Annotated in this window: 16 protein-coding genes; 7 read left to right on the top strand and 9 right to left on the bottom strand. The window is 46.1% G+C overall.

Going from position 1 to position 23,633, the window contains the following annotated elements:
- Positions 1-18: 18 nt before the first annotated feature.
- On the bottom strand, positions 19-465 hold the full coding sequence (locus HHL16_RS23035; protein ID WP_169427686.1) for a hypothetical protein: 447 nt from the start codon (positions 463-465) through the stop codon (positions 19-21).
- A 247-nt stretch (positions 466-712) separates the two neighbouring features.
- Here HHL16_RS23035 and HHL16_RS23040 point away from each other — a divergent pair, with 247 nt between their 5' ends.
- A complete protein-coding gene (locus tag HHL16_RS23040; protein WP_169427687.1) occupies positions 713-3,166 on the top strand; it encodes a penicillin acylase family protein in 2,454 nt (817 codons plus the stop codon).
- A gap of 12 nt (positions 3,167-3,178) precedes the next feature.
- Positions 3,179-3,520, top strand: a complete 342-nt coding sequence (locus HHL16_RS23045) for a hypothetical protein (RefSeq protein WP_169427688.1) — start codon at positions 3,179-3,181, stop codon at positions 3,518-3,520.
- On the opposite strand, the gene HHL16_RS23050 is transcribed toward HHL16_RS23045, so the two are convergent.
- Positions 3,491-5,245, bottom strand: a complete 1,755-nt coding sequence (locus HHL16_RS23050) for a hybrid sensor histidine kinase/response regulator (protein ID WP_169427689.1) — start codon at positions 5,243-5,245, stop codon at positions 3,491-3,493. The two genes, HHL16_RS23045 and HHL16_RS23050, sit on opposite strands and share 30 nt — an antisense overlap.
- Before the next feature lie 311 nt (positions 5,246-5,556).
- Here HHL16_RS23050 and HHL16_RS23055 point away from each other — a divergent pair, with 311 nt between their 5' ends.
- The gene (locus tag HHL16_RS23055) at positions 5,557-6,621 is read left to right on the top strand and encodes a rhodanese-related sulfurtransferase (RefSeq protein ID WP_169427690.1); all 1,065 of its coding nucleotides are present in this window, start codon (positions 5,557-5,559) and stop codon (positions 6,619-6,621) included.
- Positions 6,622-6,695: 74 nt separating this feature from the next.
- Here HHL16_RS23055 and HHL16_RS23060 read toward each other — a convergent pair whose 3' ends face one another.
- From HHL16_RS23060 to HHL16_RS23070, 3 genes are all read right to left on the bottom strand, one after another.
- On the bottom strand, positions 6,696-7,802 hold the full coding sequence (locus HHL16_RS23060; protein ID WP_169427691.1) for a lactonase family protein: 1,107 nt from the start codon (positions 7,800-7,802) through the stop codon (positions 6,696-6,698).
- Positions 7,803-7,852: 50 nt separating this feature from the next.
- Positions 7,853-8,242 (bottom strand): hypothetical protein, encoded by a 390-nt coding sequence (locus tag HHL16_RS23065; protein ID WP_169427692.1) that lies wholly within the window; start codon positions 8,240-8,242, stop codon positions 7,853-7,855.
- 294 nt (positions 8,243-8,536) lie between these two features.
- Positions 8,537-9,460: a phosphoribosylaminoimidazolesuccinocarboxamide synthase gene (locus tag HHL16_RS23070; RefSeq protein ID WP_169427693.1), complete on the bottom strand. Its 924-nt coding sequence runs from the start codon at positions 9,458-9,460 to the stop codon at positions 8,537-8,539.
- Positions 9,461-9,526: 66 nt separating this feature from the next.
- On the opposite strand from HHL16_RS23070, the gene HHL16_RS23075 reads away from it, so the two are divergent.
- Positions 9,527-12,442: a TonB-dependent receptor gene (locus tag HHL16_RS23075; RefSeq protein ID WP_240966296.1), complete on the top strand. Its 2,916-nt coding sequence runs from the start codon at positions 9,527-9,529 to the stop codon at positions 12,440-12,442.
- A gap of 64 nt (positions 12,443-12,506) precedes the next feature.
- Here HHL16_RS23075 and HHL16_RS23080 read toward each other — a convergent pair whose 3' ends face one another.
- From HHL16_RS23080 to ychF, 3 genes are all read right to left on the bottom strand, one after another.
- The gene (locus tag HHL16_RS23080) at positions 12,507-13,322 is read right to left on the bottom strand and encodes a hypothetical protein (protein ID WP_169427694.1); all 816 of its coding nucleotides are present in this window, start codon (positions 13,320-13,322) and stop codon (positions 12,507-12,509) included.
- 192 nt (positions 13,323-13,514) lie between these two features.
- Positions 13,515-14,642, bottom strand: a complete 1,128-nt coding sequence (locus HHL16_RS23085; protein WP_169427695.1) for a carboxypeptidase-like regulatory domain-containing protein — start codon at positions 14,640-14,642, stop codon at positions 13,515-13,517.
- Between the two features lie 243 nt (positions 14,643-14,885).
- Positions 14,886-15,983, bottom strand: a complete 1,098-nt coding sequence (ychF, locus tag HHL16_RS23090; RefSeq protein WP_169427696.1) for a redox-regulated ATPase YchF — start codon at positions 15,981-15,983, stop codon at positions 14,886-14,888.
- Positions 15,984-16,160: 177 nt separating this feature from the next.
- On the opposite strand from ychF, the gene HHL16_RS23095 reads away from it, so the two are divergent.
- The 3 genes from HHL16_RS23095 to HHL16_RS23105 all read left to right on the top strand — a co-directional run bounded on the left by HHL16_RS23095 (position 16,161) and on the right by HHL16_RS23105 (position 22,709).
- The gene (locus HHL16_RS23095) at positions 16,161-17,402 is read left to right on the top strand and encodes a spore maturation protein (protein WP_169427697.1); all 1,242 of its coding nucleotides are present in this window, start codon (positions 16,161-16,163) and stop codon (positions 17,400-17,402) included.
- A gap of 217 nt (positions 17,403-17,619) precedes the next feature.
- Positions 17,620-22,191 (top strand): DUF6443 domain-containing protein, encoded by a 4,572-nt coding sequence (locus HHL16_RS23100; RefSeq protein ID WP_206022543.1) that lies wholly within the window; start codon positions 17,620-17,622, stop codon positions 22,189-22,191.
- Complete coding sequence (locus HHL16_RS23105; RefSeq protein ID WP_169427699.1) at positions 22,188-22,709, top strand: hypothetical protein; 522 nt, start codon at positions 22,188-22,190, stop codon at positions 22,707-22,709. The genes HHL16_RS23100 and HHL16_RS23105 overlap by 4 nt, the downstream gene beginning before the upstream one ends.
- 109 nt (positions 22,710-22,818) lie before the next feature.
- Here HHL16_RS23105 and HHL16_RS23110 read toward each other — a convergent pair whose 3' ends face one another.
- Positions 22,819-23,622: a DUF4397 domain-containing protein gene (locus HHL16_RS23110; protein WP_169427700.1), complete on the bottom strand. Its 804-nt coding sequence runs from the start codon at positions 23,620-23,622 to the stop codon at positions 22,819-22,821.
- Positions 23,623-23,633: the final 11 nt, after the last annotated feature.

The following is a 23,633-nucleotide window of genomic DNA, read 5'->3' on the forward strand; positions in this document are numbered from 1 at the left end:
CCAGCTTTAAGGGCAGGTTTATTCTTTGGGCGTTTCTATGCCGTGCTCCTGCAATACTTTTTGCTCATCTCCTGCGATGTACGCGAATATTTTCAGTTCGTCTTTCAGGTGTTGGAGAAAGTAGATCACTTCAAAGTTGATGGGCTCATCCGATCCGTCCTTTTTGCGGTACACCGAATTCCAGTGCACTTTCACCATGTAGTGCAATTGATCCAGCGGAGTAATGTCCAGGGAATGCACTTTCATGGAAACCATGCCGGATCTGCGGTACATTTCATTACCCTTGGGAATCATATTTCTGAACTGCTCATTGTTTTCTCCGCATTGCACTCCGGCAGGAGAGGCTTCGAGAAAGCTGGATGCGAAGGCTGCGGCAGTGGCTTCCACATCATCCTTACCTGCAAGTGCTTCAGTGAACCGCTGCTCGTACTGGCTGAAAAATTCATGGATCTTTTCGTTCATCATAGTATTTTGTTTTGAAGTGGATTGTTTCGGCTCCGAACGGTGGCCATTACACGCGGACATACATAACAGCAGTAGCCCGAAAATGCCGATCCGCGCGGTTTCCGCCAAATGCATTATTTTTATCATGTATTGTTCTGGAACTGTCATTTCATTATTTTTTTACATAAGAAATCGGATAGTGATGAAGGATATACAACTATAAAAAAAATGATTACTTTTATCCGATTCTTTAAACCCTTCCGAGTTTATGCGACTTGTTCCCTTGCTGGTATCCGGCGTAATTACAATAGGTTTGATCCTTGCATTGAACAGGCCCTGGGGCAGCGTGCCGCCACTGGGCAGTTTCCTTAGCCCGCAGCATGGCTGCTGGCAGAATGCAGAACCAGTTGATCAGTCTTATTCCCTCGACCTCGATTTCGATGCGCTCAAAGAGAAAGTGTCGGTTTATTTCGATAACCGGATGGTTCCGCACGTATTTGCGCAGAACGATCACGATCTCTATTTCGTTCAGGGATACCTGCATGCTAAGTTCCGCCTCTGGCAGATGGAGTTCCAAACCCATGCCGCAGCAGGCCGCCTGGCCGAAGTGCTGGGAGCCGGGCCCGATAACGCCATCCTGAACAACGACCGCAACATGCGCCGCCTCGGAATGGTGTACGCCGCCAAAAATGCCCTCACTGTAATGGAAGCCGATACCACCACCAAAACGGTGATGGACAGCTATACCGCAGGTGTGAACGCATTCATCGAAAACTGCACTGTTGCTGAATTGCCACTCGAATACCGCTTGCTGAATTATGTCCCCGAAAAATGGACCAATCTCAAAACAGCACTCTTTCTCAAATACATGAGTTACGATCTGTCTGGAGAAGAAAGCGATATCGAATACACCAATGCAAAAGCTGTGCTCAGCAGAGCTGTGTTCGAGAAACTCTATCCGATTCAGCCGGATTCACTCGATCCCATCGTGCCCAAAGGCACGGCCTTCGATGCTCCGCTGATACACGATGCTATGCCTGCAAACGCAGACTCGGCTTACTTCGACTGGAAAGAACCGGTGCATATTCAACCGGTTGCCAAACCCGATAAAGACAATGGCAGCAATAACTGGGCAGTGAGCGGAAGCAAAACTGCGAGCGGCGCGCCCATCCTTTGCAGCGATCCGCATCTCGGCCTCAATCTACCTTCCCTCTGGTTCGAAATGCAGTTGCATACACCCGGCAGCAATGCATATGGTGTGAGCTTTCCCGGCGCACCTGCCATCATCATCGGATTCACCGATCAGGTAGCATGGGGCGTAACCAACAGCAGCCGCGATGTGAAAGATTATTACAGCATCCGATTCAAGGACGATTCCAAACAACAATACTGGTTCGATAGCAGCTGGAAGAGTTCCGTGATCAATATCGAAACCATCAAAGTAAAAGGTGGCGCAGATGTGAAAGACACGGTGGCTTACACTGTTTTCGGTCCTGTTCAATACGATGCCAGCTTCACCGGCAGTGGCAGAACCAAGGGCGATCTCAACCTCGCCGTTCGCTGGAAAGCACATGATGCCAGCAATGAACTCAGAACTTTCTATGAGCTCAACCGCGCTGCCAATTACGAAGATTACCTGCATGCGATCCGCAATTTCTCCTGTCCCGGACAGAACTTTGTGTTCGCTGCAAAGAATAACAATATTGCTATCTGGCAGCAGGGTTCGTTCCCTGCCAAATGGCGTCGCCAGGGCGATTTCATCATGCCCGGCACCGACAGCAGTTATCTCTGGACGCAAAAGAATATGATCGATTCCACACAAAACCCGCATCTGATCAATCCTGAGCGTGGATTTGTGAGCAGCGCCAATCAGCTTCCCACCGATTCTACCTATCCATATTATTTAGGTGGAAGTTATAATCTGTATCGCGGCATCTCCATCAACCGCAGGTTGCATCAAATGAGCAATATCACGGTTAACCAGATGGAACAACTGCAGACAGACAATCTCAATGTGATGGCAGAGACCGTTGTGCCTGCATTGCTGAAACATCTCAATGCAGCAGGATTATCCGCCGACGAACAAAAATACCTCGGCATTATCTGCAGCTGGAATTTCCGCAACGAACCCAAAGAAAAAGCAGTAGCCATCTTCAACAACTGGATGCGCCTGCTCGAATCGGAAGTATGGAGCGATGAATTTGCAAATGTTCCCAAACCATACGAGTTCCCTACCAACTACACGCTGGTGGAAGGCATACTGAAAGACAGTGCCTTCACTTTTGCCGATAACATCACCACACCGCAGGTGGAAACACTGAGCGATGTGATCACTACCGCTTTCAAAAAAGCAGTGCCCGAAATTGCGAAAGCAGAACAGGAAGGCATGCTCGAATGGAGCAAGTACAAAGATTCCGGCATCAGGCACCTGTTGCGTCTCAGCCCGCTGAGCCGTTTCCATCTCACCACAGGTGGAGGTGCAGATATCATCAATGCCACCAAACAATACCATGGTCCAAGCTGGAGAATGGTTGTGCATCTTACAGATAAGACCGAAGCATTCGGCATCTTCCCCGGAGGACAAAGCGGCAATCCAGGCAGCAAGTACTACGACAATATGGTGAACGACTGGAGCAAGGGCGCTTATCAACCACTCTGGATAATGACCGAAGAAGACGCCAGCAACAAGCAGGTAAAATATACAATGACCTTTCAAAAATAACCGCTCAGCATTATGAAACTCATTATCTCCATTCTCATTACAGCGTTGCTGAGTTTTACTGCCGGGCTTTACCTGCCCTGGTGGAGCATTGCACCCGCAGCTTTGCTGGTAACGGTGCTGATACATCAATCGCCTTTCAGGAGCTGGCTTACAGGCTTCCTCGCCATATTTCTGTTATGGGGATGCATGGCCATCTGGATCGATATCAGAAACCTGCATATCCTTTCAGGCAAGCTGGCTGAGATCTTCCCGCTGGGCGGATCTTCCGTTTTGCTGGTACTGGTATCGGCAATAATTGGTGGATTGGTAGCGGGTTTTGCTGCACTAACGGGCAGCTACATCCGCAAACGCTGATACATTTTCTTCCGTATGTAAAAATGGTGTGAGTGCCTGGTACAACTGGCGATAATTGAACCGGTCGCCGATGATGCCATCTGCCCCTGCGGCCAACAGGCTGGCAGAAGGTTCGTTGTTGTCTTCTTCCGAAGTTACCAGCACAGGAATGGCTTTCAGCACTGCATTCTTCTTCAATCTTTGCAATACTTCTTCTGCACGGATGGCGGCCAGATGATGATCGATGATGATCACATCGGGCACATCATTGCTTACCATGGCCAGTACTTCATTGCCGTCGGAAGCGCGGCTCACGCGGCATCCCATGGTTTCGGGAAGGTTCAGCAGCCCGTGAGGCTGCTGCAACGGTCCGGCCAGGAGCACATGCGTATGATGCAGCTCGCTGTTCTGTTTGGCAGCAGGCAGCGCCTGCATGTCTTCGGGATGTGCTCCTTCGAGCAGTGGTAAGGTAACCGTGAAAGTGGTGATAGCACCGGGCTCGGAGCAAACCCGTATTTGTCCACCCATCGATGCCACTTTGGTTTTTACGATGTAGAGTCCGAGCCCGGTTCCCTTGCGGTGTTTATTGCCTCCGGTAACGAAGGGATTGAACAGATGTTCCTGCACTTCCTGCGAAATGCCCTGTCCGTGGTTGCTTACGCGGATCTGCATGGTATCGTTCACGCGAACCACTTCCATTTCTACTGTAGTGTTTCTGTATGCGTAGTGTATAGCGTTCGACAATAGGTTGGTGGCGATCTGATTGAGCTTCAGAGAATCGCTGATGATGAGATCGGGCAGTCTGTGATCGATTTGCAGTTTCAGTTTGATATTGCGCGTACCGGAAATCACTTTGTGCACGTGCACGATATTGTTGAAGAATTCCCGCACAATGAAAGTGCCGGCTTCGGGTGTTTCCATTTTTCCTGCTTCGATCTCGGCCATGGTGAGCACATTGTTCACGAGCGTATTGGCGCTGATGCCGGCTGCCTGCAACTGTTCCAGCAGGTCGTCCACTTTTTTATGCGGATGCTTTTTCTTCAGCTCCTGTTTGATGAGAGATGCGGCGATGGTCATTACATGCAGCGGAGTTTTGAGATCGTGCGTTACCTGATAGAGATATACTTTTTTGTAGTGGTCTGCTTTGATGATGGCAGTATGAACGTCGTTGCTCATCACATAGGGCCTGCAGATCACCATCAATACACCAAACACGCTGATGATAACCACGGAGTGTATGAGCAGGGTAGTGTTCTTATCCATTTCCAGAACGGCAGGCATGGCATTGTAGTAATTCAGTTCGAGAAACAGCAGTGCGATGAATGCGCAGGCGATGCAGAACCTTCTTTCGAGCCTTGTCGGAAAAACCAGGTACACCACTGCAATGAGGTACACCACTGCAAACTGCAATTGCACGGCGCTGCCCAGCAGATTACCGAAATACATGATGGCAGCGCATTGCAGCAGAAACAACCAAACAGCGGCGAGGGAATATTGCCTGTAATGATTGGCCACCAGCACCAGATTGTTCAGCACCAGTTCAACTACCATGGGCAGCATCAGGGCAGATTCCCATCTGGTAGGCATGGCGATGGTGCAAAGCACCAGAAAGAGCGCTACCGAAAATGTAATGCATAATGTGTTAACGGTGGTGATGCGTTTGATGAGCTCCTGATCCTGCAGGTCTTCCGTACCCGTCATACGCAGCTTTGCAGCAAGTGTTCTGGCTTGTTGAGCGATGTTCATAGCAATGGATTTTAAGATTCATTCTCGTGAATGAACAGCAACAAGTGGTGTTGTAAAAAATAGACGTGGGTATTTGAAACAATCGATGCCAAACGGCTACGGGAGCAGGGAGGAAAATGATCTTTACGAATATATCAAAAACTTTCAGGAATAATGCCGACGTGCATATTTCTGGAATTACTTGTGCATAACGGTCCGATTTGTGGAATCTATCAGCTCCTCCGGCCACGGGAGGTTTAACAGCGATGTTGTATCTTTGCCCTGTTTCAAAATTTTGACTGTCACGCAAACGGTCACAAAATTTTAAAAAAATGGCATTACTGCACAACCGTGTCTCCCAGAAGGAGCTGAAAGAATTATTGTATCAGGAGACTGAACCCCGCACTACCATTTCGTTCTACGAGTACTTCCCCATCGAAGATCCGCAGCTTTTCCGCGACGAACTGTACAAAGCGTTGAAAGAACTCAAAGTGTTCGGGCGCATCTATGTGGCCAATGAAGGGATCAACGCACAGATCAGCGTACCCTCCGGCAACTTTGAAGCGTTCAAAGCACACCTGTATTCGTTACCGCACCTCAACGGCCTGCGGTTGAATATTGCAGTGGATGATGATGGCAAATCTTTCTGGGTACTCAAGATCAAAGTACGCCCCAAGATCGTAGCCGACGGTATCGAAGATGCCAGTTTCGATATGCGCAACAAGGGAAAATATGTTTCCGCAGCACGCATGAACGAGTTGCTGAAAGATCCGGAGACCATTGTGGTGGATATGCGCAATCACTACGAATTTGAAGTGGGGCATTTTGAAAATGCCGTGGAAGTGCCCAGTGATACATTCCGTGAGCAATTGCCCATGGCAGTGGATATGCTGAAGGAAAAGAAAGATAAGAACATCGTGATGTACTGCACCGGTGGCATCCGCTGCGAAAAAGCCAGTGCGTACATGCTGCATAATGGATTCGATAATGTATTCCATCTCGAAGGAGGCATCATCAATTATGCACAACAGATCAAAGAGCTGGGGCTCGACAGCAAATTCATCGGCAAGAATTTCGTGTTCGATAACAGAATGGGGGAGCGCATCACGGAAGATATCATTTCCAAATGCCACCAGTGCGGCAAGCCTGCCGATACGCATGTGAACTGCTCCAACGAAGGATGTCACCTGCTCTTTATTCAATGTGAGGAATGCGCAGCAAAATACAAAGGCACCTGCAGTGATGCCTGCCACGAAGTGGTGCAACTGCCGGAAGAAGTACAGAAAGAAGCACGTAAAGGAGTGAGCAAGGGACAGACGTTCAATAAGTCGAGATCAAGGCTGCGCCCGCGTCTCGACGAAATCAACAAAGAAGAAGGAGAGCACTCGGACAAGTAATAGGAACTAATCAAAATACAAACGGCCTGAACAATTTTGCTCAGGCCGTTTTTTATGCAATGATCTTATTCTAATTACTGAATCCATTTCAGACAAACGGGATTGCCAACTTCTACTGATTGTTGCAGTAAAGTGAGTGTTCCTGTTTTCTTATTTCTTTTATACACTACAATTTTATCTGAAGTCTGGTATGCAGCCAGCAGGTAATTTCCTGAAGGGTGAATCGTGAAATTTCTGGTGCCGGTACCTTGCGCGGGTTCATTGGCAACATGCCTGAGCATGCCCGTAGGATCTTCTGTTCTGAAGATGGCGATATCATTCGATTGCCCACGGTTGGAACCATACACAAATTTGCCGTCGGGGGAAACATGAATATCGGCGCTTCCGATATCTCCATTGTAATCTTCCGGTAATGCAGATACATTCTGAATAGGATTGAAGCGGCCCGTATTGTAACGGAAGGTTACGATATCGCCACTCATTTCTTCCATTAAATAAGCGATGTCTTTTCTCGGATGGAATACCAGATGCCGGGGGCCGCTGCCGGCGCTGGTAGCTGTAAATGCAATGGCCGAATCGGAAACACCAGTGTCAGCAGAGAACGCGTAGGTGAAGATCTTGTCTACACCAAGATCCTGAACAATCAGGAATTTGTTATCAGGAGAGAAAACAGTTGAGTGTACGTGTGGGCTGCCTTGTCTTTTTTTATCGGCGCCCCAGCCATAATGCCGGATGGTTTTTGCTGCAGGTTGCAGGCCGCCATCTGCATTCACGTGATACACAGAGAAACTGCCGCCGGAGTAATTGCCTACTGCCACCCATTTGCCGGTTTTGTCTACCGAAACATAACAGGGATGGGCGCCATTGGTAGGCTGCTGATTGATCAGGCGCAAAGTGCCTTTGGTTTTATCGAAGGCATAAGCGCTTACCTGGGCCTGATCTTTAGGCTCTTCATGCACCGCATACACGAATTTCTGGTCGGGCGATACTTCGAGATAGGAAGGGTTGTTGGTCACTACCTTGCTATGCTGCGTGAGTTTGCCCGATTTCTGATCGAATTTGTACACGTAGATGCCTTCACCTTTGCCTTGCGTGTAGGTGCCAACGAGCAGGTACTGCGTTTGCGAAAAGCCTTTCAGAGCAAGGAGGAGAAACAGAATACTGGCCAGTAGATTTTTCATATTCCTAAATTAAGCATCATTTCAATGGCTGCAAAACGAAGGGAAGCGATTCACGGTAGTTTTATTAACCTCACTGCTGGAATTCCCGTTCCTGATAAAATCAATTCAGTATCAGTCGGCATGCTTACATCGAAAGTAAGTTTCCCTATTTGAAGCTGCTTCCCGTTATTTAGTAATTTATAGGTATTTTTCTCTGATTCTGTTTTGCCGTCTTTTTGAATTTTAGAGGTTACAAATTTTGCATCAAAAATGTACCTCAATGATTGGTAGGATAGTTTGGCTTTGGCATTCGTTTTAGCTGCATTCTTAACTTCTTTCGGGAAAATAAAATTGCTGAATTTCCATGTGCCGATAAGTTTAGCATTAATAGAATTTTCCTTTTGAAAAGAAGCTGCCATTAAAGCTATAAACAGCAGGAATATCAGGTGCAGGTTTCTCATGAATGATCTTATGAGGTTAACATCTAAACTCAACCAGTAGGCTGCATCTTTTGGGATGCAGCTTGTTTGAAATCAGTTTTTCCTTGTGAATTTCATTGTCATCTTCGCTTTTGGGTCGCCTGATTCTATCTCCATAATAGTTTCAAGCACCATGCTGGTATCGTTGAGTTTGATGATGGAGGAAATTCCTTTTTCCATCTGAATTTGAAAATTAATGCTGGCTGGAAACCCACAAAATAATAAAAAAAGGTTGCAGTGTTACCTGCAACCTTTTATCTGTGCATATATCTTTTGTTAATACTTAGCCAGTGATTCCGCTACTTTTTCGAATGTAGCCGCTTCGCTCAGATTGCCGGGAATGAATTTTTCTCCGATCACCTGCTCGTACAGCTCGATGTAGCGTTTTGAAATGGTGTTGATCCAGTCGTCGGGCATTTCAGGTACTGTTTGTCCTTCTTTACCCATGAAATTGTTAGCGATCAGCCATTCGCGGACGAACTCTTTGCTGAGTTGTTTCTGGCGTTCGCCGGTTTGCTGGCGCGCTTCGAAACCAGATGCATAGAAGTAACGGCTGGAATCGGGAGTATGGATCTCATCCATCAGATAGATGGTATCGCCGATCTTACCGAATTCATATTTGGTGTCTACGAGAATCAGTCCTCTTTGGGCGGCAATTTCCTTTCCTCTTGCGAATAACTGCAAAGCGTAGTCGCTGAGCTGTTTCCATTCTGTTTCGGTTGCGATGCCTTTGGCGATGATCTCTTCTTTGGAGATATCTTCATCATGGCCTTCATCTGCCTTGGTAGATGGGGTGATGATGGGAGTGGGGAAGAAGTCGTTTTCCTTCATTCCTTCCGGCATTTCAACACCACAGAGCATACGTTGACCGCTGCTGTAGGTTCTCCAGGCATGGCCGGTAAGATTTCCTCTCACCACCATTTCGATCTTGAAGGGTACGCATTTTTTGCCGATGGATACATTGGGGGCAGGTACTTCGAGCAGCCAGTTGGGACAAATATCCTTCGTGGCATTGAGCATCCACGCAGCGATCTGATTCAACACCTGTCCTTTGTATGGGATGGGTCTCGGAAGAATAACATCGAATGCAGAGATCCTGTCCGATGCAACCATCACGAGTAGTTGATCATTGATCGTATACACATCACGGACCTTTCCTTTGTAAAACTTTGTCTGACCTTGGAATTCGTACGATTTCATGGGGGCGAAAATACAATAGATATTAACATCCGGCCATGAATAATTCATAAATAAAATTTTCAATTGATGAATACAATTGTTATTTTCAGGTACAATACGCTCACCAAATCTGCCATTATGAGAAGAATGTTTTTTTTCCTGGCGGTCTTATCCTTTTTTACCCTCCCGACCGCTTTGGAAGCCCAGCAAACCTATACTGTAACCGGATCTGTCAAAAACAGCCTGAATAAAGAAATTGTTCCTGCTGTGTCTGTGGTGATCAAAGGCACTACTACCGGCAGCTTCACCGATGAACGTGGAAATTTCCGCATCATCAGTCCTAAAGCTCCTCCCTTTGTACTTGTATTTTCATCCATCGGATTTGCTACGCAGGAAGTGACCGTTACCGATGCGTCTGCCCCTGTAGAGGTAAAATTCGATCCTGCTTCTGCACTCGGCGCCGAAGTAGTGGTTTCTGCCAGCCGTGTTGCTGAAAGAATACTCGAATCGCCCGTATCGGTTGAAAGAATGAGCGCAGCCAATGTGCGGGCATCCGCCGCTCCCAACTTCTATCAGGGCATTGCCAATCTGAAAGGGGTTGACATGACAACTTCTTCCATTACTTTCAATACCGTGAGCACCCGTGGATTCAACGGGAGCGGAAACCTTCGTTTCAATCAGCTGGTAGATGGAATGGATAACCAGGCACCAGCGCTCAACTTTGCGGTGGGCATCATTCTTGGACCAACCGAACTGGATGTAGACAATGTGGAACTGCTTCAGGGCGCTTCCTCTGCGCTCTACGGTCCGGGTGGTACCAACGGTACTTTGCTGATGAACAGCAAGAATCCGTTCAAATACCAGGGCCTCAGCTTTCAGATAAAGCAGGGCATTATGCATACCGATGGCAAACAGCGCAACGCGGCTCCTTACTACGACTGGGCCTTCCGCTGGGGCAAGAAAGTATCGGAGAAATTTGCATTCAAGATAGGTGGACAGTTTATCCAGGCCAAAGACTGGCAGGCGCAGGACTACCGCAATCTGAACCGAAACAACGTGCTTAGTTCGGTGAAACCCGGCGACCGCAAGTCAGATAATAATTATGATGGCATCAATGTATATGGTGATGAAGCAAGCGCCAGCATGGCGGGCATCGCACAGGCAGGGATCTTTGGTCCGGCCAACTCATCGCTGCCTGGTGTAATCACATATCTGTCCGGTCAATTGGGCCGCCCTCCTACACAGAATGAGATCGTAGGCTTTTATGCAACTGCAGCCGACCCCGCACTTACTCCGCTGAAACTGCTGGCCAATGGCCTCACACAAGGCTTTTATGGCCAACAGGTAGTAAGCCGTACAGGGTATGCAGAAAAAGATATTGTCGATTACAACTCATACAGCGTAAGACTGAATGGTGGTCTGTACTACAAGATCACCAACGATGTGGAAGCATCACTGGTGGCATACTGGGGAACTGGTACCACTGTTTACACCGGTGCTGACCGTTATGCATTGAAGAACTTCAAACTCGGCCAGTACAAAGTTGAAGTGAAAGGCCGCAACTGGTTTGTGCGCGGATACACCACGCAGGAAAACTCAGGCGACTCCTATACTGCAACAACAGCAGCGCTGGCAATAAACAATGCATGGAAGCCCAATGGCAACTGGTTCGCCCAATATTCTGCTACCTACTCAGGAGCAAGATTGGCAGGCGCCCCCGATGCACAGGCGCATATTGCAGCAAGAACAGCTGCTGAAACAGGAAGATATGAGCCCGGTACACCTCAGTTTCAGCAGGCATTCGATAAAGCCATCAACACCAATATCAATGATGGTGGCGCTAAATTCGCGGATAAATCATCGCTGTACCATGTAGAAGGTCAATACAACTTCTCTGAACATATTAAAGTATTTGAACTGATCGTGGGAGCCAACTACCGTTCTTATCATCTGAATTCAAACGGAACCATTTTCGTTGATACCGCAGGTACCATCAAGATCGGTGAATATGGCGGATACGTTCAGGTAGCCAAAAAACTCTTCAACGATGTGCTGAAACTCACAGCCAGCGGTCGTTACGACAAGAGCAAGAATTTCGACGGCCGATTCACTCCAAGAGTAACGGCACTGATCCAGGTGGCGAAGGATAATAACCTGCGTCTGTCTTATCAGAACGCTTATCGTTTTCCTTCAACACAAGATCAGTATATCAACCTGAAAACACCGGGTGCCCGACTGATCGGCGGTCTGCCTTCCTTCCTCGATTATTTCCAGTTTGGATCTAACCCGGCATATACTGCAGAAAGCATTGGTGCGTATCGTGCAGCGATCGCAGCCGGACAAACACCACCGGCATTGGAGAAAGCGCCTTTTGCTCCGCTGAAACCTGAGACGGCCAACTCTTATGAGTTCGGTTATCGCGGTCTGCCTACCAAAAGATTGCTGATCGATGCGTATGTGTATTACTGCGAGTACAAAGATTTCATTGGCCGCAGAGCGGTAGGCCGTGCAACCCCCGGAGGAAGTATTGCCAACCCGCTTACTACCGATAACTTCTCTTATCCTGAGAACAGCTTCCAGAAAGTGAAAGCCATCGGATGGGGTATCGGTTTCGATTATCAGCTTCCACAACGCTACAGTATCAAAGCAAACGTTTCCGGCGATCAGCTGAATGACGTGCCAACCGGTTTTGTTACTTTCTTCAATACACCGAAAGTGCGTTACAATATTGGTTTTGGCAACGACGGCATCAACAACGGAAACTGGGGCTTCAATGTACTGTTCCGCTGGCAGGATAAAGTGGATTGGGAAGGAACATTTGCTTCCAGCCAGATCCCTGCATACAGCACACTGGATGCACAGGTTAGCTACAAGTTCCCTGCTATCCGCAGCATGGTTAAACTCGGCGCATCTAACCTCCTGAACAAGTACTATGTGAGCGCACTCGGTAATCCTGAGATTGGCGGACTGTACTATGTTTCATTTGGATACAATATCTTCTAGTAACGGTTCTCTGAAAATAGAAATGGCGGCAGATGATTCTGCCGCCATTTTTTATTGAATGTGTTTACCATTCGGGATCGGGTGGAGGAGGTGTTGCACCTCTCTTAACCTTGAACCAGCATGGGATCTTGTAGCCAGTATCAGGATCCAGTTCGGATGGCATCAGGTGATCGAGCTGTTGTACCAGCTTGCCTTCCATATATCCTGGAGTGGTGGGGACAAACGAAAATTCATCCGGGTAAGAAGCAAGATCAGCACTGCCAAAGGTGATGCCCATGATATTCCCGAATGATCCACCGGAATAGGTAGAAATTCTTACTGTAACAGACGGATCACTTGCCATGGAAAATGCATATTCACCCATCTCCATCATGGGTTCCCACCAGAAACCAAAATTATCTGTAGGGGTTACCATTCTGTAATGCACACCATTGACCCTGAAAATGAAATACTGATCCGGAGGAGTGGTTTCACAGGTGGGGGTATTCGCCATTACCGCGATAGTGGTATCAACGGTTTGCCCTTGTGCAAAAGGACCGAAGCCTCTTTCGTACAACATAATGCCGCAATGACTGATGATCTCCAGCCTTGTGGCGGTGTTCACAGGGATGTTTGCATTCACAAATCCGTTGGAATCTGTAACAACTGAATCTTTCATAGCATTTCCACTTTCTGTGTAGTACCATCTGATCTTTGCATTAGGAACAGCCAGGTTCTTTTGTTTTACAGTGAAATTGATGTTGCCGGGAGTGGGAGTGAGTTCTGTTACAGGTTTAGGATTGCTGTTTTCTTCCTGAGGAGGAGCTGCGTCTTTTTTACAACTCGCAAATACGAGCAATGATGCGGCCATCGCTGTAAGAACAAAATTCTTGCGTTTCATACAAGGGGTATTAAATTAAGATATTGGGCTGGAATGCAAACCTCTGCAACTTTCGCTGCTTTGTGAAATTTTCTGTATCAATTCGTTGTTTCCTAGGTGAAAACCCTTAGGGGTAACCGAAGATTTCCGGAGATGTCAACAAAAGCAAAGAGGCCGCATATAGCGGCCTCTTTGCAAATATTTAATATCTGATTAATGCGGAATGTTGAGGGTATCTACCACAACAGGGTTGCTATAGAGTGGCCCGATAGTTTTTTCTTTCAGCAGTGTACCTGTATTGGTATATACTTTCAGCGTTGCAGGAGTGGCATATGGAATGTAGGTTCTCAGTTTACCGGTTTTGTCGGCATAGCTCACATACGTGTTGGTGACGTCTTCTCCGGTATAGGTAACGGTAGTATATGCAAAAGGCACTACATCAGAAGAGTTATTGCCCATATTCACCAATGCTTTGTATTGTACGATAGTGAATTTATGATGCAGCTCCCAGTAAGAGAACTTAGTTACTTTACCGATGAATTTTGAGCTGGCATAATCTTTAATGGCAACGCCGGCTTCCTGCCACATGCCGGTAGAATCGTTCAGCTGCGACATGGAGAATGCGGCCGGCAGATCGGGAAATGCTTCCGAAGCAAAAGGAAAATACATGCTGGCAGGTGTTTCTGGTTTAACCTGCAGTTGCTCTCCGGCACTGCCTGTAAGTGATGTGTACATCATGGTGTAAGGCAGGGTTCCGAAAATAGCACCCGAAGTAGTAGCACCAGTTAAAGTGCCGGGAATGTATTTAGGGAAGTCTGCCGATGAAACATCGATCAGCTGCGCAATAAACGACACTGTTCCGGTATAAGCTGCACCTGTGGCGGCATTGATGATGCTGTTGGCAGGGAACTCAATTGTAGCAGTGCCACCCAATGGAAGCGTAGCTCCGGCCTGAGCGCTGAAAGTGGCGGGCGTTGCTTTTTTGATCATTTGCAGGCTCACGAAATTCTCACTCGCCGAATCTACAATGTATGTTCTTTTTCCTAAGAGGTAATTGTCTTTGGTTACGGTAACCACTCCGCCATTTCTGGCGAGCGTAGCATCGGCCAGACGGAAATTTCCGTTTGCATCGGTAACACCTGATTTTTCTCCTGCTTTTACAGCTGCTCCCGCGAGCGGATTGCCCAGTTCATCAGTAATACGACCGCTGACAGACGCCACTACTGTAGGTGATAAAGGAGTCGGAGGAGGTGTCTTTGTTCCGGAACCATTTTTATCACAGCTGTTCAGGATCAGGGCTGATAGGGCAACGGCTGATAGAGCAAGGAATTTTTTGTTCATGTTTACTGATTGCAAAAAAATAATATATTATCAAAATTTATGATCACAAATCCGGGGCACCTCGTTGCATGCGCGGCAAAGTTGCTAAAGATAAAGCGCAATTAAAAGAAAGCTGTCCAAAAAATACCGGTTCCTGCCGATAAATTATTGAAACTGGCAGATTATGGCAGGTTTTAACTTCTTTTTAAAGAAAAACCCCGGATGGTCCGGGGTTTGCTATTTTTTCAGGGACTGAAAATGATGTTATACGTTGAAACGGAAATGCATTACATCTCCATCTTTCACGATGTATTCTTTGCCTTCGATGCGGAGCTTTCCTGCATCACGGGCAGCAGATTCTGATCCGAACTGAATATAATCGTCGTACCCGATCACTTCTGCCTTGATGAATCCTTTCTCAAAATCGGTGTGGATCACGCTGGCAGCCTGTGGCGCTTTCCATCCTTCATGGATAGTCCAGGCTCTTACTTCCTGCACGCCGGCTGTGAAATAGGTGTAGAGGTTGAGCAGTTTATAGGTAGAACGGATCAACCTGTTCAGTGCGGGCTCCGTCATTTTATATTCTTCCATGAACAGTTCGCGGTCTGCAGGATCTTCCATTTCTGCGATCTGCGCTTCGATATTGTTGTTCATGATAATCACCTGTGCATTTTCATTGGCAACGGAAGCTTTGAGCGCTTCGGAGAATTTGTTGCCGGTATGCATGCTGGCTTCATCCACGTTAGCTACGTAGAGTACAGGTTTTTCTGTGAGGAGGAAGAGATCAGCAACGGCAGCTTTGTCTTCTTTGGAAAGATCGAGGCCGCGGATGCTCTTGCCTTGTTCGAGATGCGCTTTGCAGCGAAGCAATACTTCGAGCTCTGCTTTCATTTTGGGGTCGGTGCGGGCCATCTTCTCAGTTCGCTGGATCTTCTTATCTACACTCTCCAGGTCTTTCAGCTGAAGCTCCGTATCGATGATCTCTTTGTCGCTTACAGGGTTGATGGCGCCCTCATCGCGGAGAACGTTCTCGTCTTCAAAGCAGCGGATTACGTGAATGATGGCATCCACTTCACGGATATTGCCGAGGAACTTGTTTCCAAGACCTTCGCCTTTGCTGGCGCCACGCACCAGTCCGGCTATATCAACGATCTCGATCTGAGTAGGAACGATCCTGTCCGGAACTACCAGTTCTGCCAGTTTGCTGAGGCGGCTATCCGGTACATCCACCAGGCCAATATTCGGCTCGATAGTACAGAAACGATAGTTGCTGGCCTGCGCTTTTGCGCTGTTGCTCACTGCATTGAAGAGGGTTGATTTCCCTACGTTCGGTAGTCCTACGATACCTGCTTTTAAACCCATGATAATAAATTTGCTGTTTTTGCGCCCGCAAAGATACAGTATACCATTGATTTTACATTTTCCATACGCTAAATGGTTACATTACTGTAGTTTCTGCTATCTTAGGCCATAATTCCGGAATCAGCCATCAGGCCGTTCCGGCCCTCCCTTAAAACCGTAAACAACAAATCTCCGGCAATGGTATTAAACTTTCTCTGGATCGCATTCTTCCTGATTGCATTTGTAGTGGCACTGATCAGGTTGTTGATGGGCGACACAGAAGTGTTCAAACACATTATGGATGGCGTATTCGAATCGGCCAATACAGGAGTTACCATTTCGATCGGACTGATCGGTGTAATGGCGCTCTTTCTCGGATTCATGAATGTGGGAGAGAAGGCAGGAGCCATCCGTTTCCTGAGCCGGATAGTTGGTCCATTCTTCAGCAAACTCTTTCCCGAATTGCCCAAGAACGATCCGGCAATGGGGCATATGATGATGAACTTTTCCGCAAACCTGCTGGGGCTCGATAATGCGGCCACGCCATTCGGATTGAAATCGATGGAGAGCCTGCAGAAATCCAATCCTAATCCGGATACAGCTTCCAATTCACAGATCATGTTCATGGTGCTGCATGCATCGGGACTCACCATCATACCCGTGGCCATCATCGCGCAGCGGGCCATCCTCAAATCGAATAATCCTACAGAGATATTTGTACCTGCCATCATCTGCACATTTGTGGCAACAATGGTAGCTATCTGTGTTACGGCTCTTTGGCAGAAATTCAATTTCAAGCAGTGGAGAATGATCATTCTTGTGGGCGCGATCGGTTCTATCATTCTCGGCAGCCTCGGTTATTTTCTGCGTTATTATCTCAGCAACGAATCTGCAACAGCTTTCTCCAATATCATCAGCAATGGATTGATAATGCTGTTCTTTGTAGTAATGATACTGGGAGGGATGTGGAAGAAAGTGCATGTATACGATTCATTCATCGAAGGAGCGAAGCAGGGGTTTGATGTGGCGGTTAAGATCATACCGTATCTCGTAGGAATGCTCGTTGCCATCAGCGTGCTGCGCAATTGCGGAGTATTCGACATCATCGTAAATGGCATGAAATGGCTGGTGACTGCACTCGGTTTCGATACTGCATGGGTGGAAGCCTTGCCAACGGCGTTGATGCGTCCGTTCAGCGGAAGCGGTTCACGCGCAATGATGATCGATGCGATGAAAGTAAATGGTCCGGATTCATTCATCGGAAGACTGAGCTGTTTGTTTCAGGGATCTGCCGATACAACCTTCTACATAGTGGCGCTTTATTTCGGATCGGTGGGCATCAAAAAAACGCGGTATGCGATACCTGCTTCGCTGATAGCGGATCTGGCGGGGATTATCACGGCGATATTGATTGCGTACAACTGGCCGTGGAGTAGTTAGCATCCAATTTTATTGCGATTATTTATTATGCATCTGTGCTGGGAAAGCATGGGTGTAGATGCTATGTATGATGATGATGATGAAAGCTGGCAATCAAAATCGTAATATTTGATTTAGTGATGTTGTTGTACATTTGTTCATTACTGTTAGAGCCAGCCCCGGCACTTTTATATGTCACCAGGAGAAATTCTTAGTGAGCAACCCCTAATTACCTCGAATGCGCAGATTTTTACTTTATCAGTTCTTACTGGTTTTATTTTTTCCATTTGTTTCAAAATCACAAACTCCGCGGCCTGTTCCAATCAATTATCCTGCTGGTGCCAGGATCAACTATGTGCGAACTTGGGATGCGAGAGCACCTGTGCAGGACCCCGCCTTATTGGTCACAAGGCCTTTGTCTGATGTAGTGCAGACCACGGCCTATTTTGATGGTCTGGGGAGGCCACTGCAAACTGTTGTCAAAGAAGGAGCCATGCAAACGGATCATAATCCGGTGGACCTGGTTAGCCCGGTGGAATACGACGCATTTGGCAGAGAGGAGTTCAAATACATGCCTTATGCAGCAACTGCCGTTGGTGGTCTAGCAGCTCAGAGCAATGGTAGTTTTAAAATCAACCCTTTTCAGCATCAGGCAGCTTTTGCTGCACAGCAATACGAAGGAGAAACTTTCTATTATTCCAGAACGCAGTTTGAAGCTTCTCCGCTCAACCGCCCGGAAAAAGTATTGGCTGCCGGGAATAATTGGGTGGGAGCAGGCATCGGAGCTACTACAAAATACTGGATCAACACAGCAATCGATGCAGTGAAGATATGGACAGTGACAGAGAACGCAGGTGGACTGGCCAGCTACAGTGTGAGTGGAGACTATGTTCCCGGTAGCTTGTACAAAACAGTACTGGTGGATGAGCATGGCAAACAGCTCATCGAGTTCAAAGACAAAGAAGGCAAAATAATTTTACGTAAAATTCAACTCACCGCCACTGATGATACTGGTGCCGGGCAGGGTTATGCGGGTTGGCTAAGTACCTATTATATGTATGATGATGTTGGCAACCTGCGCTGTGTACTCCAACCAAAAGGAGTAGAGTTGATCAGCAGCAACTGGCTGTTAACAGATCCAACCATATTGAAAGAACAGTGTTTTCAATATACCTATAACGGTCGTCAACTCCCGGTGATCAAAAAAATGCCGGGAACAGAAGAGTCCTATATGATATATGATTCCCGCGATCGGTTGGTATTTGAGCAGGATGCCAATATGCGCAGTTCAAGTCAATGGATGACTACACTTTTTGATGTTCTCAACCGCCCTGTAATTACAGGTCTTATCACTTATAGCGGTACAAAGGAACAACTCCAGACCCTGGTTACCGCGCAAACCTCCTCTGCATCCGGAGGAACTTCAGGTGTAACAGCAGATCTTATTTTAAATAGTATCACTGCCTCCGGCATCTTTTATGCTACTAACTCCATTTCCCTGGAAAATAATTTTGAGTCTGCCGCTAATGCAGAACTGTCTTTTGAAATCATCAATGGAAATGGAAACTCTGATGAAACACCTGCACTCATTGAAGGTGCAGCCGTCAACCGCAATCCCATTCCTGTCGGTGTTACGCTCAATGTATTGACAGTTCAGTATTATGATAACTATGAGTGGGCCAGCTCATTGAGCACTAACCTCAAAACATTTGATGTAAGCAGTATTAATACAAATTTTTACATCCCCGGTACTTCATTTCCCTGCCCTAAACCAGTAGCTGCTTCAAGCCAGGTAATGGGGTTGACTACAGGAGGGAAAACTAAAATTCTGACAAACGATCAGTCTGTGCAATTTAATTATTCAGTTAATTTCTATGATGAAGATGGTCAATTGACTCAGACGAGATCTCAAAATATCACAACCGGGATTGATGTGCTAACAACTCAGTTCAGCTGGTCAGGCGTTCCTCTTGTAACCGTACAGCAGCAACAGAAGAAGGGTGCCAATGAACAAACTCATACCATTGTTACCAGCAATACTTATGATCACTTATGGCGTGTGTTGACAGTAGATAAAACAGTTCAGAGTGATATTGCTGGCGTTTCCGTCAATAAAGCAAAGCAGGAGATTGTGCAACACAAGTATAACCTTGTTGGGCAGATTCAAAGCAAAAAAATCGGAGGGGGTATTGCTGACCTCGTGCATTCATATAATATCCGGGGCTGGCTTTTAGGAGTGAATCGCACTTTTGTAAAGGATGGTGGAAATACCGGCTACTTTGGCTACGATCTGGGATACGACAAAAAGCCAACTCCGATAAGTGATAAGAATTATGAGGTTCAGCAGTTCAATGGTAATATCAGTGGAGTTACCTGGCGAAGCGTGGGTGATAATGAGGTTCGAAGGTATGACTATACTTATGATGCGGCGAACAGACTCACCGGAGCAGATTTCAAACAACTGGCCGGTGGAGATTTTACCAAGCCTGATGGATTAAATTTCAGCGTAGAAAATCTCAGTTATGACGCCAATGGCAATATCCTGACAATAAAACAGTATGGTTGGAAAACGCTTGAACGTGGTGCATTGATCGATCATTTGCAATACAACTATTACGATAAGAGTAACCGCCTGCAAAATGTAATTGATGCAAACAATGATTCAAAAACCACATTGGGCGACTTCCGGAGTTCAGCCCGTTACATGAGTACCTTCAATCAGAACAAACTTCAATCGGCCACTGACTATACGTACGATGCTAACGGCAATTTGAAAAAAGACCTGAACAAGGATATTGGTGATGCCAATACCAATGGCATCGAATATAATATCCTTAATCTGCCTGAAACTATTTCTGTTCGAAATTCAGATGGATCTGAAAAAGGAACGATCAGATATGCTTATGATGCGGCAGGTGTGAAACTGTCCAAAACAGTAATCGATAAAACGCAGAATAATAAAACTACTACCACTTTGTACCTGGGCAACATGGTTTATGAAAATGATGTATTGCAGTTTATCAACCATGAAGAAGGGCGCTTACGTTATGCAAAGCATTATTTTGTTAAAGGGGATAATGCAATGGAATATAATTATGACTATTTTCTGAAAGACCATCTTAGTAATATTCGAATGGTGCTTACCGAGCAAAAAGATACAACAAGGTATGCAGCTACCCTGGAAACTGATTTCAGAACAAAGGAAAACCTCTTGTTCAGTAACATAGGCACAACAGCGGTTGCTACGCCCGATTGCTACCCGGATAATGATGTAATGATCACTAACCCCAACAATTTTGTTGCGCAACTGGATGGAACGCCTGGCAGGAAATTTGGCCCTGGCATAGTTCTTAAAGTAATGAAGAATGATGAGGTCAGCCTCTTTGTGAAGAGTTTTTACAAACCCGGAGTACATACTGCAGGGGATAACAATATCGAAGAACTTATTGCATCACTTGCCAATGGTTTGGTAGGAGCAGTGGGCACTTCCAAAGGAACACTGGAGCAACTTACGAACTCAGGCAGTCCATTGGGATTAGGACTCAGCTCATTCCGTCAGGGGCAGGAATCACTTCCCCCATCCACTCCCAAAGCCTACCTGAACTGGATATTGTTTGATGAGCAATTCAAACCGGTTGGCGATAATGCCAGTAGCTACAGTCAGGCGAATCAGCCCAATACTTTACAGGCACATTCAAAGGAAATGACAATTACAAAGAATGGTTATCTGTACATTTATACAAGTAATGAAAGCAAGAACTGGAATGTATTCTTCAATGACCTGATTGTTGAACACAGGTCAGGAAAGATTGCTGAAGAAACCCATTTTTATCCATTCGGACTAACGATGGCAGGGATCAGTTCAAAGGCTCTGAACAATGCGCCGGATAATAAATATGGCATTACCGGGAAAGAATTACAGTCTAAAGAATTTGCAGATGGAAGCGGATTAGAGTTGTACGACTTCAATGCAAGAACGTATGATCACCAGATTGGAAGATTTTTACAGACAGATCCTAATTCTTTTAAGTACAATGCATGGACACCGTATAATTATTGCGCCAATAATCCTGTTATAATTATGGATCCTACAGGAATGGATTGGTTTACTGATAAAAACGGAATGTATCAATTTGACCCAAATGTAAATAAGGATACCAAACTAAAGGAAGGAGAAAAATATGTGGGGGTTACACATCAGGTGAAAGACAAAAAAGGGAAAGTCACAGAAGACTATCGAAAAGACGGAAGCATTATGTATGCAAATGAATCAAGCGCATATTCGAGAATGATTGCCCGAAGTGAGCAAACCGGTAATGAATCAATGGCTGCTATGACTGATAACGGTACGCTTGTTTTGCCCGATTACAAAAACAATAATTCTACAGTTAGTTTGGCAGACTACGGGTACAGTGCCAAAAATGGAAATATAGTGGATGGTTCAGGAAAAGAATATAATACAACTGCTACTGTACACACGCATCCTGATGGAAGCCCTCCAAGTACATATGCCGCAGGTGGTTATGGAGATCTTGGGTTTGCTTCTTCTCAAACGCCTTACAAACCTGTATTTGTTATTCAATTGAAGAAAGGGAATAAAACGCCAGCCCCTATCAGCTTTATTGTAGCAGCACCAAACCCATCCGGGAAATCTGCTGCTTATAAATATCAGGTTGTTCATTTTAGCAGTATGTCTAAGGACATGCAGAAAATAAATGGCCAAAGCATTCAAAGTTTGCCCAATTCAGAGAATCTCAGGCAATTTGCAAAGCAGAATAAAGATCTTATATTGAAACTTGTTAATAAATGAAAAAGCAGCATCTACTAATTGGCCTTGCTATTCTTCTTGTCTCTTGCAGGCAAACTGCCGAAGCGCCTGCCTGTGGATTATTGGAACCCCGAGCTGAAATAAAAGCGTTGTTGGATTCCTTTGTAAAAGTGAACGGATCAAAAAACGCAGATTACGGATTGTATATTGATAAAACATCTCCCCATGAGTATGACTTAATCATATACACGGGAAAAGGAGCTCTTACAAAAAAGGAGGATGCGCTAAATCATCAATATCCCGTCAATAAAGTGTTGGCTTCTGAAGTTGAGTTCAATGTGTATTCAGGTGTGGAGCACTATTTTCTGCCTTTATGCAAAGATGGGAAACAAAGTCTTCCTCAAAAGACTTCAGAAAATGATGATTTTGTAATTTGGGCAGTCAGAGATAGTTTCGGTATTCTTACTACTTATGAAGCTTCTGGTGCATACCCTTTTATTGGGCTGCCTGGCAAACTTCCTGAGAACTTAGAGTTTAAATTGCCAGGCGGATCTCGCTGATTCGTTTCTGAAAACATCATAAAAATGGCGTTCCAAATCAATTGGAACGCCATTTTCTTTTCTCATGTAACCCCTTCCGGAAATGATCTAACCCGGAACGAATATCTTCCTATAAATTAAACACGAAACTCAGGTACGGTCTTCTCGTATCAGGAGACGCCAGCCCCAGATACCCCGATGTAAACAAAGTAAACACCCGTTGGTTCGCCTGTGAACTTATCACGCCTGCTTCAGTAGTATAGGTAACCAGTGCGGCGCCTGTTGTTACACCTGTAGCTCTTACCCACCATCCGGCTTTAGCAGCAACCAGACTGGCTGGTTTGGTAAATATCTTCGTCTCTTTGTATGCTACATTCTCTGCCACCAGTGTTGAATCGTAATAGAGATTCAGGGCCGGTGAGTTGGGCATGAGGTTAACGAATCTGTATCTGACAGTGCTGGTGTCTGGTCTGTTCAGATCATCAGTTACCATTGTGCTGAAAGTATTGTCTTGTCCATTGGTGATTGCAGTATCCGTAATATGCAGTGTCTGATATTTTCCTCCTTCGAGACTAATGCTTGTTTTGTAAAGTACCAGCGAATCTTCATTGGTGAGTTTCGATGGAATGATCACCGAGAAATTATACGTACCAGAATTGAACACCATGTAATTGGCTGTTGAGCCTCCACCAGTGTTAAGACCGCCACCGGGGAACGGTGTACGGGCTGTAATAGGATTGTTCACTCTCTTACCATCGATACTGAATACTACCGATGGATTGGTTTTGTACTGCGACAAAAAGTTCACTTTAAAGAGTGCCTGGTTGGCGCCCACCAGATCGAAATCGCCATATTTTATTTCATTCTTTTTGCAGGAGGCGACCATCAGTACGCCTGCCAGCAAAGCCAATGAAGAATAGATTACCTTTTTCATGCGAAATGTTT

The organism is Pseudoflavitalea sp. G-6-1-2 (assembly GCF_012927185.1).
In the GTDB taxonomy this organism is placed as follows: Bacteria; Bacteroidota; Bacteroidia; order Chitinophagales; family Chitinophagaceae; genus Pseudobacter.

Coding starts and splice junctions, on each gene's coding strand:
- HHL16_RS23060 (WP_169427691.1), bottom strand. CDS start 7,802: ATGAAAAATCTACTGGCCAGTATTCTGTTTCTCCTCCTTGCTCTGAAA.
- HHL16_RS23085 (WP_169427695.1), bottom strand. CDS start 14,642: ATGAACAAAAAATTCCTTGCTCTATCAGCCGTTGCCCTATCAGCCCTG.
- HHL16_RS23105 (WP_169427699.1), top strand. CDS start 22,188: ATGAAAAAGCAGCATCTACTAATTGGCCTTGCTATTCTTCTTGTCTCT.
- HHL16_RS23065 (WP_169427692.1), bottom strand. CDS start 8,242: ATGAGAAACCTGCACCTGATATTCCTGCTGTTTATAGCTTTAATGGCA.
- HHL16_RS23035 (WP_169427686.1), bottom strand. CDS start 465: ATGATGAACGAAAAGATCCATGAATTTTTCAGCCAGTACGAGCAGCGG.
- HHL16_RS23050 (WP_169427689.1), bottom strand. CDS start 5,245: ATGAACATCGCTCAACAAGCCAGAACACTTGCTGCAAAGCTGCGTATG.
- HHL16_RS23100 (WP_206022543.1), top strand. CDS start 17,620: ATGCGCAGATTTTTACTTTATCAGTTCTTACTGGTTTTATTTTTTCCA.
- ychF (WP_169427696.1), bottom strand. CDS start 15,983: ATGGGTTTAAAAGCAGGTATCGTAGGACTACCGAACGTAGGGAAATCA.
- HHL16_RS23055 (WP_169427690.1), top strand. CDS start 5,557: ATGGCATTACTGCACAACCGTGTCTCCCAGAAGGAGCTGAAAGAATTA.
- HHL16_RS23045 (WP_169427688.1), top strand. CDS start 3,179: ATGAAACTCATTATCTCCATTCTCATTACAGCGTTGCTGAGTTTTACT.
- HHL16_RS23075 (WP_240966296.1), top strand. CDS start 9,527: ATGAATACAATTGTTATTTTCAGGTACAATACGCTCACCAAATCTGCC.
- HHL16_RS23070 (WP_169427693.1), bottom strand. CDS start 9,460: ATGAAATCGTACGAATTCCAAGGTCAGACAAAGTTTTACAAAGGAAAG.
- HHL16_RS23040 (WP_169427687.1), top strand. CDS start 713: ATGCGACTTGTTCCCTTGCTGGTATCCGGCGTAATTACAATAGGTTTG.
- HHL16_RS23080 (WP_169427694.1), bottom strand. CDS start 13,322: ATGAAACGCAAGAATTTTGTTCTTACAGCGATGGCCGCATCATTGCTC.
- HHL16_RS23095 (WP_169427697.1), top strand. CDS start 16,161: ATGGTATTAAACTTTCTCTGGATCGCATTCTTCCTGATTGCATTTGTA.
- HHL16_RS23110 (WP_169427700.1), bottom strand. CDS start 23,622: ATGAAAAAGGTAATCTATTCTTCATTGGCTTTGCTGGCAGGCGTACTG.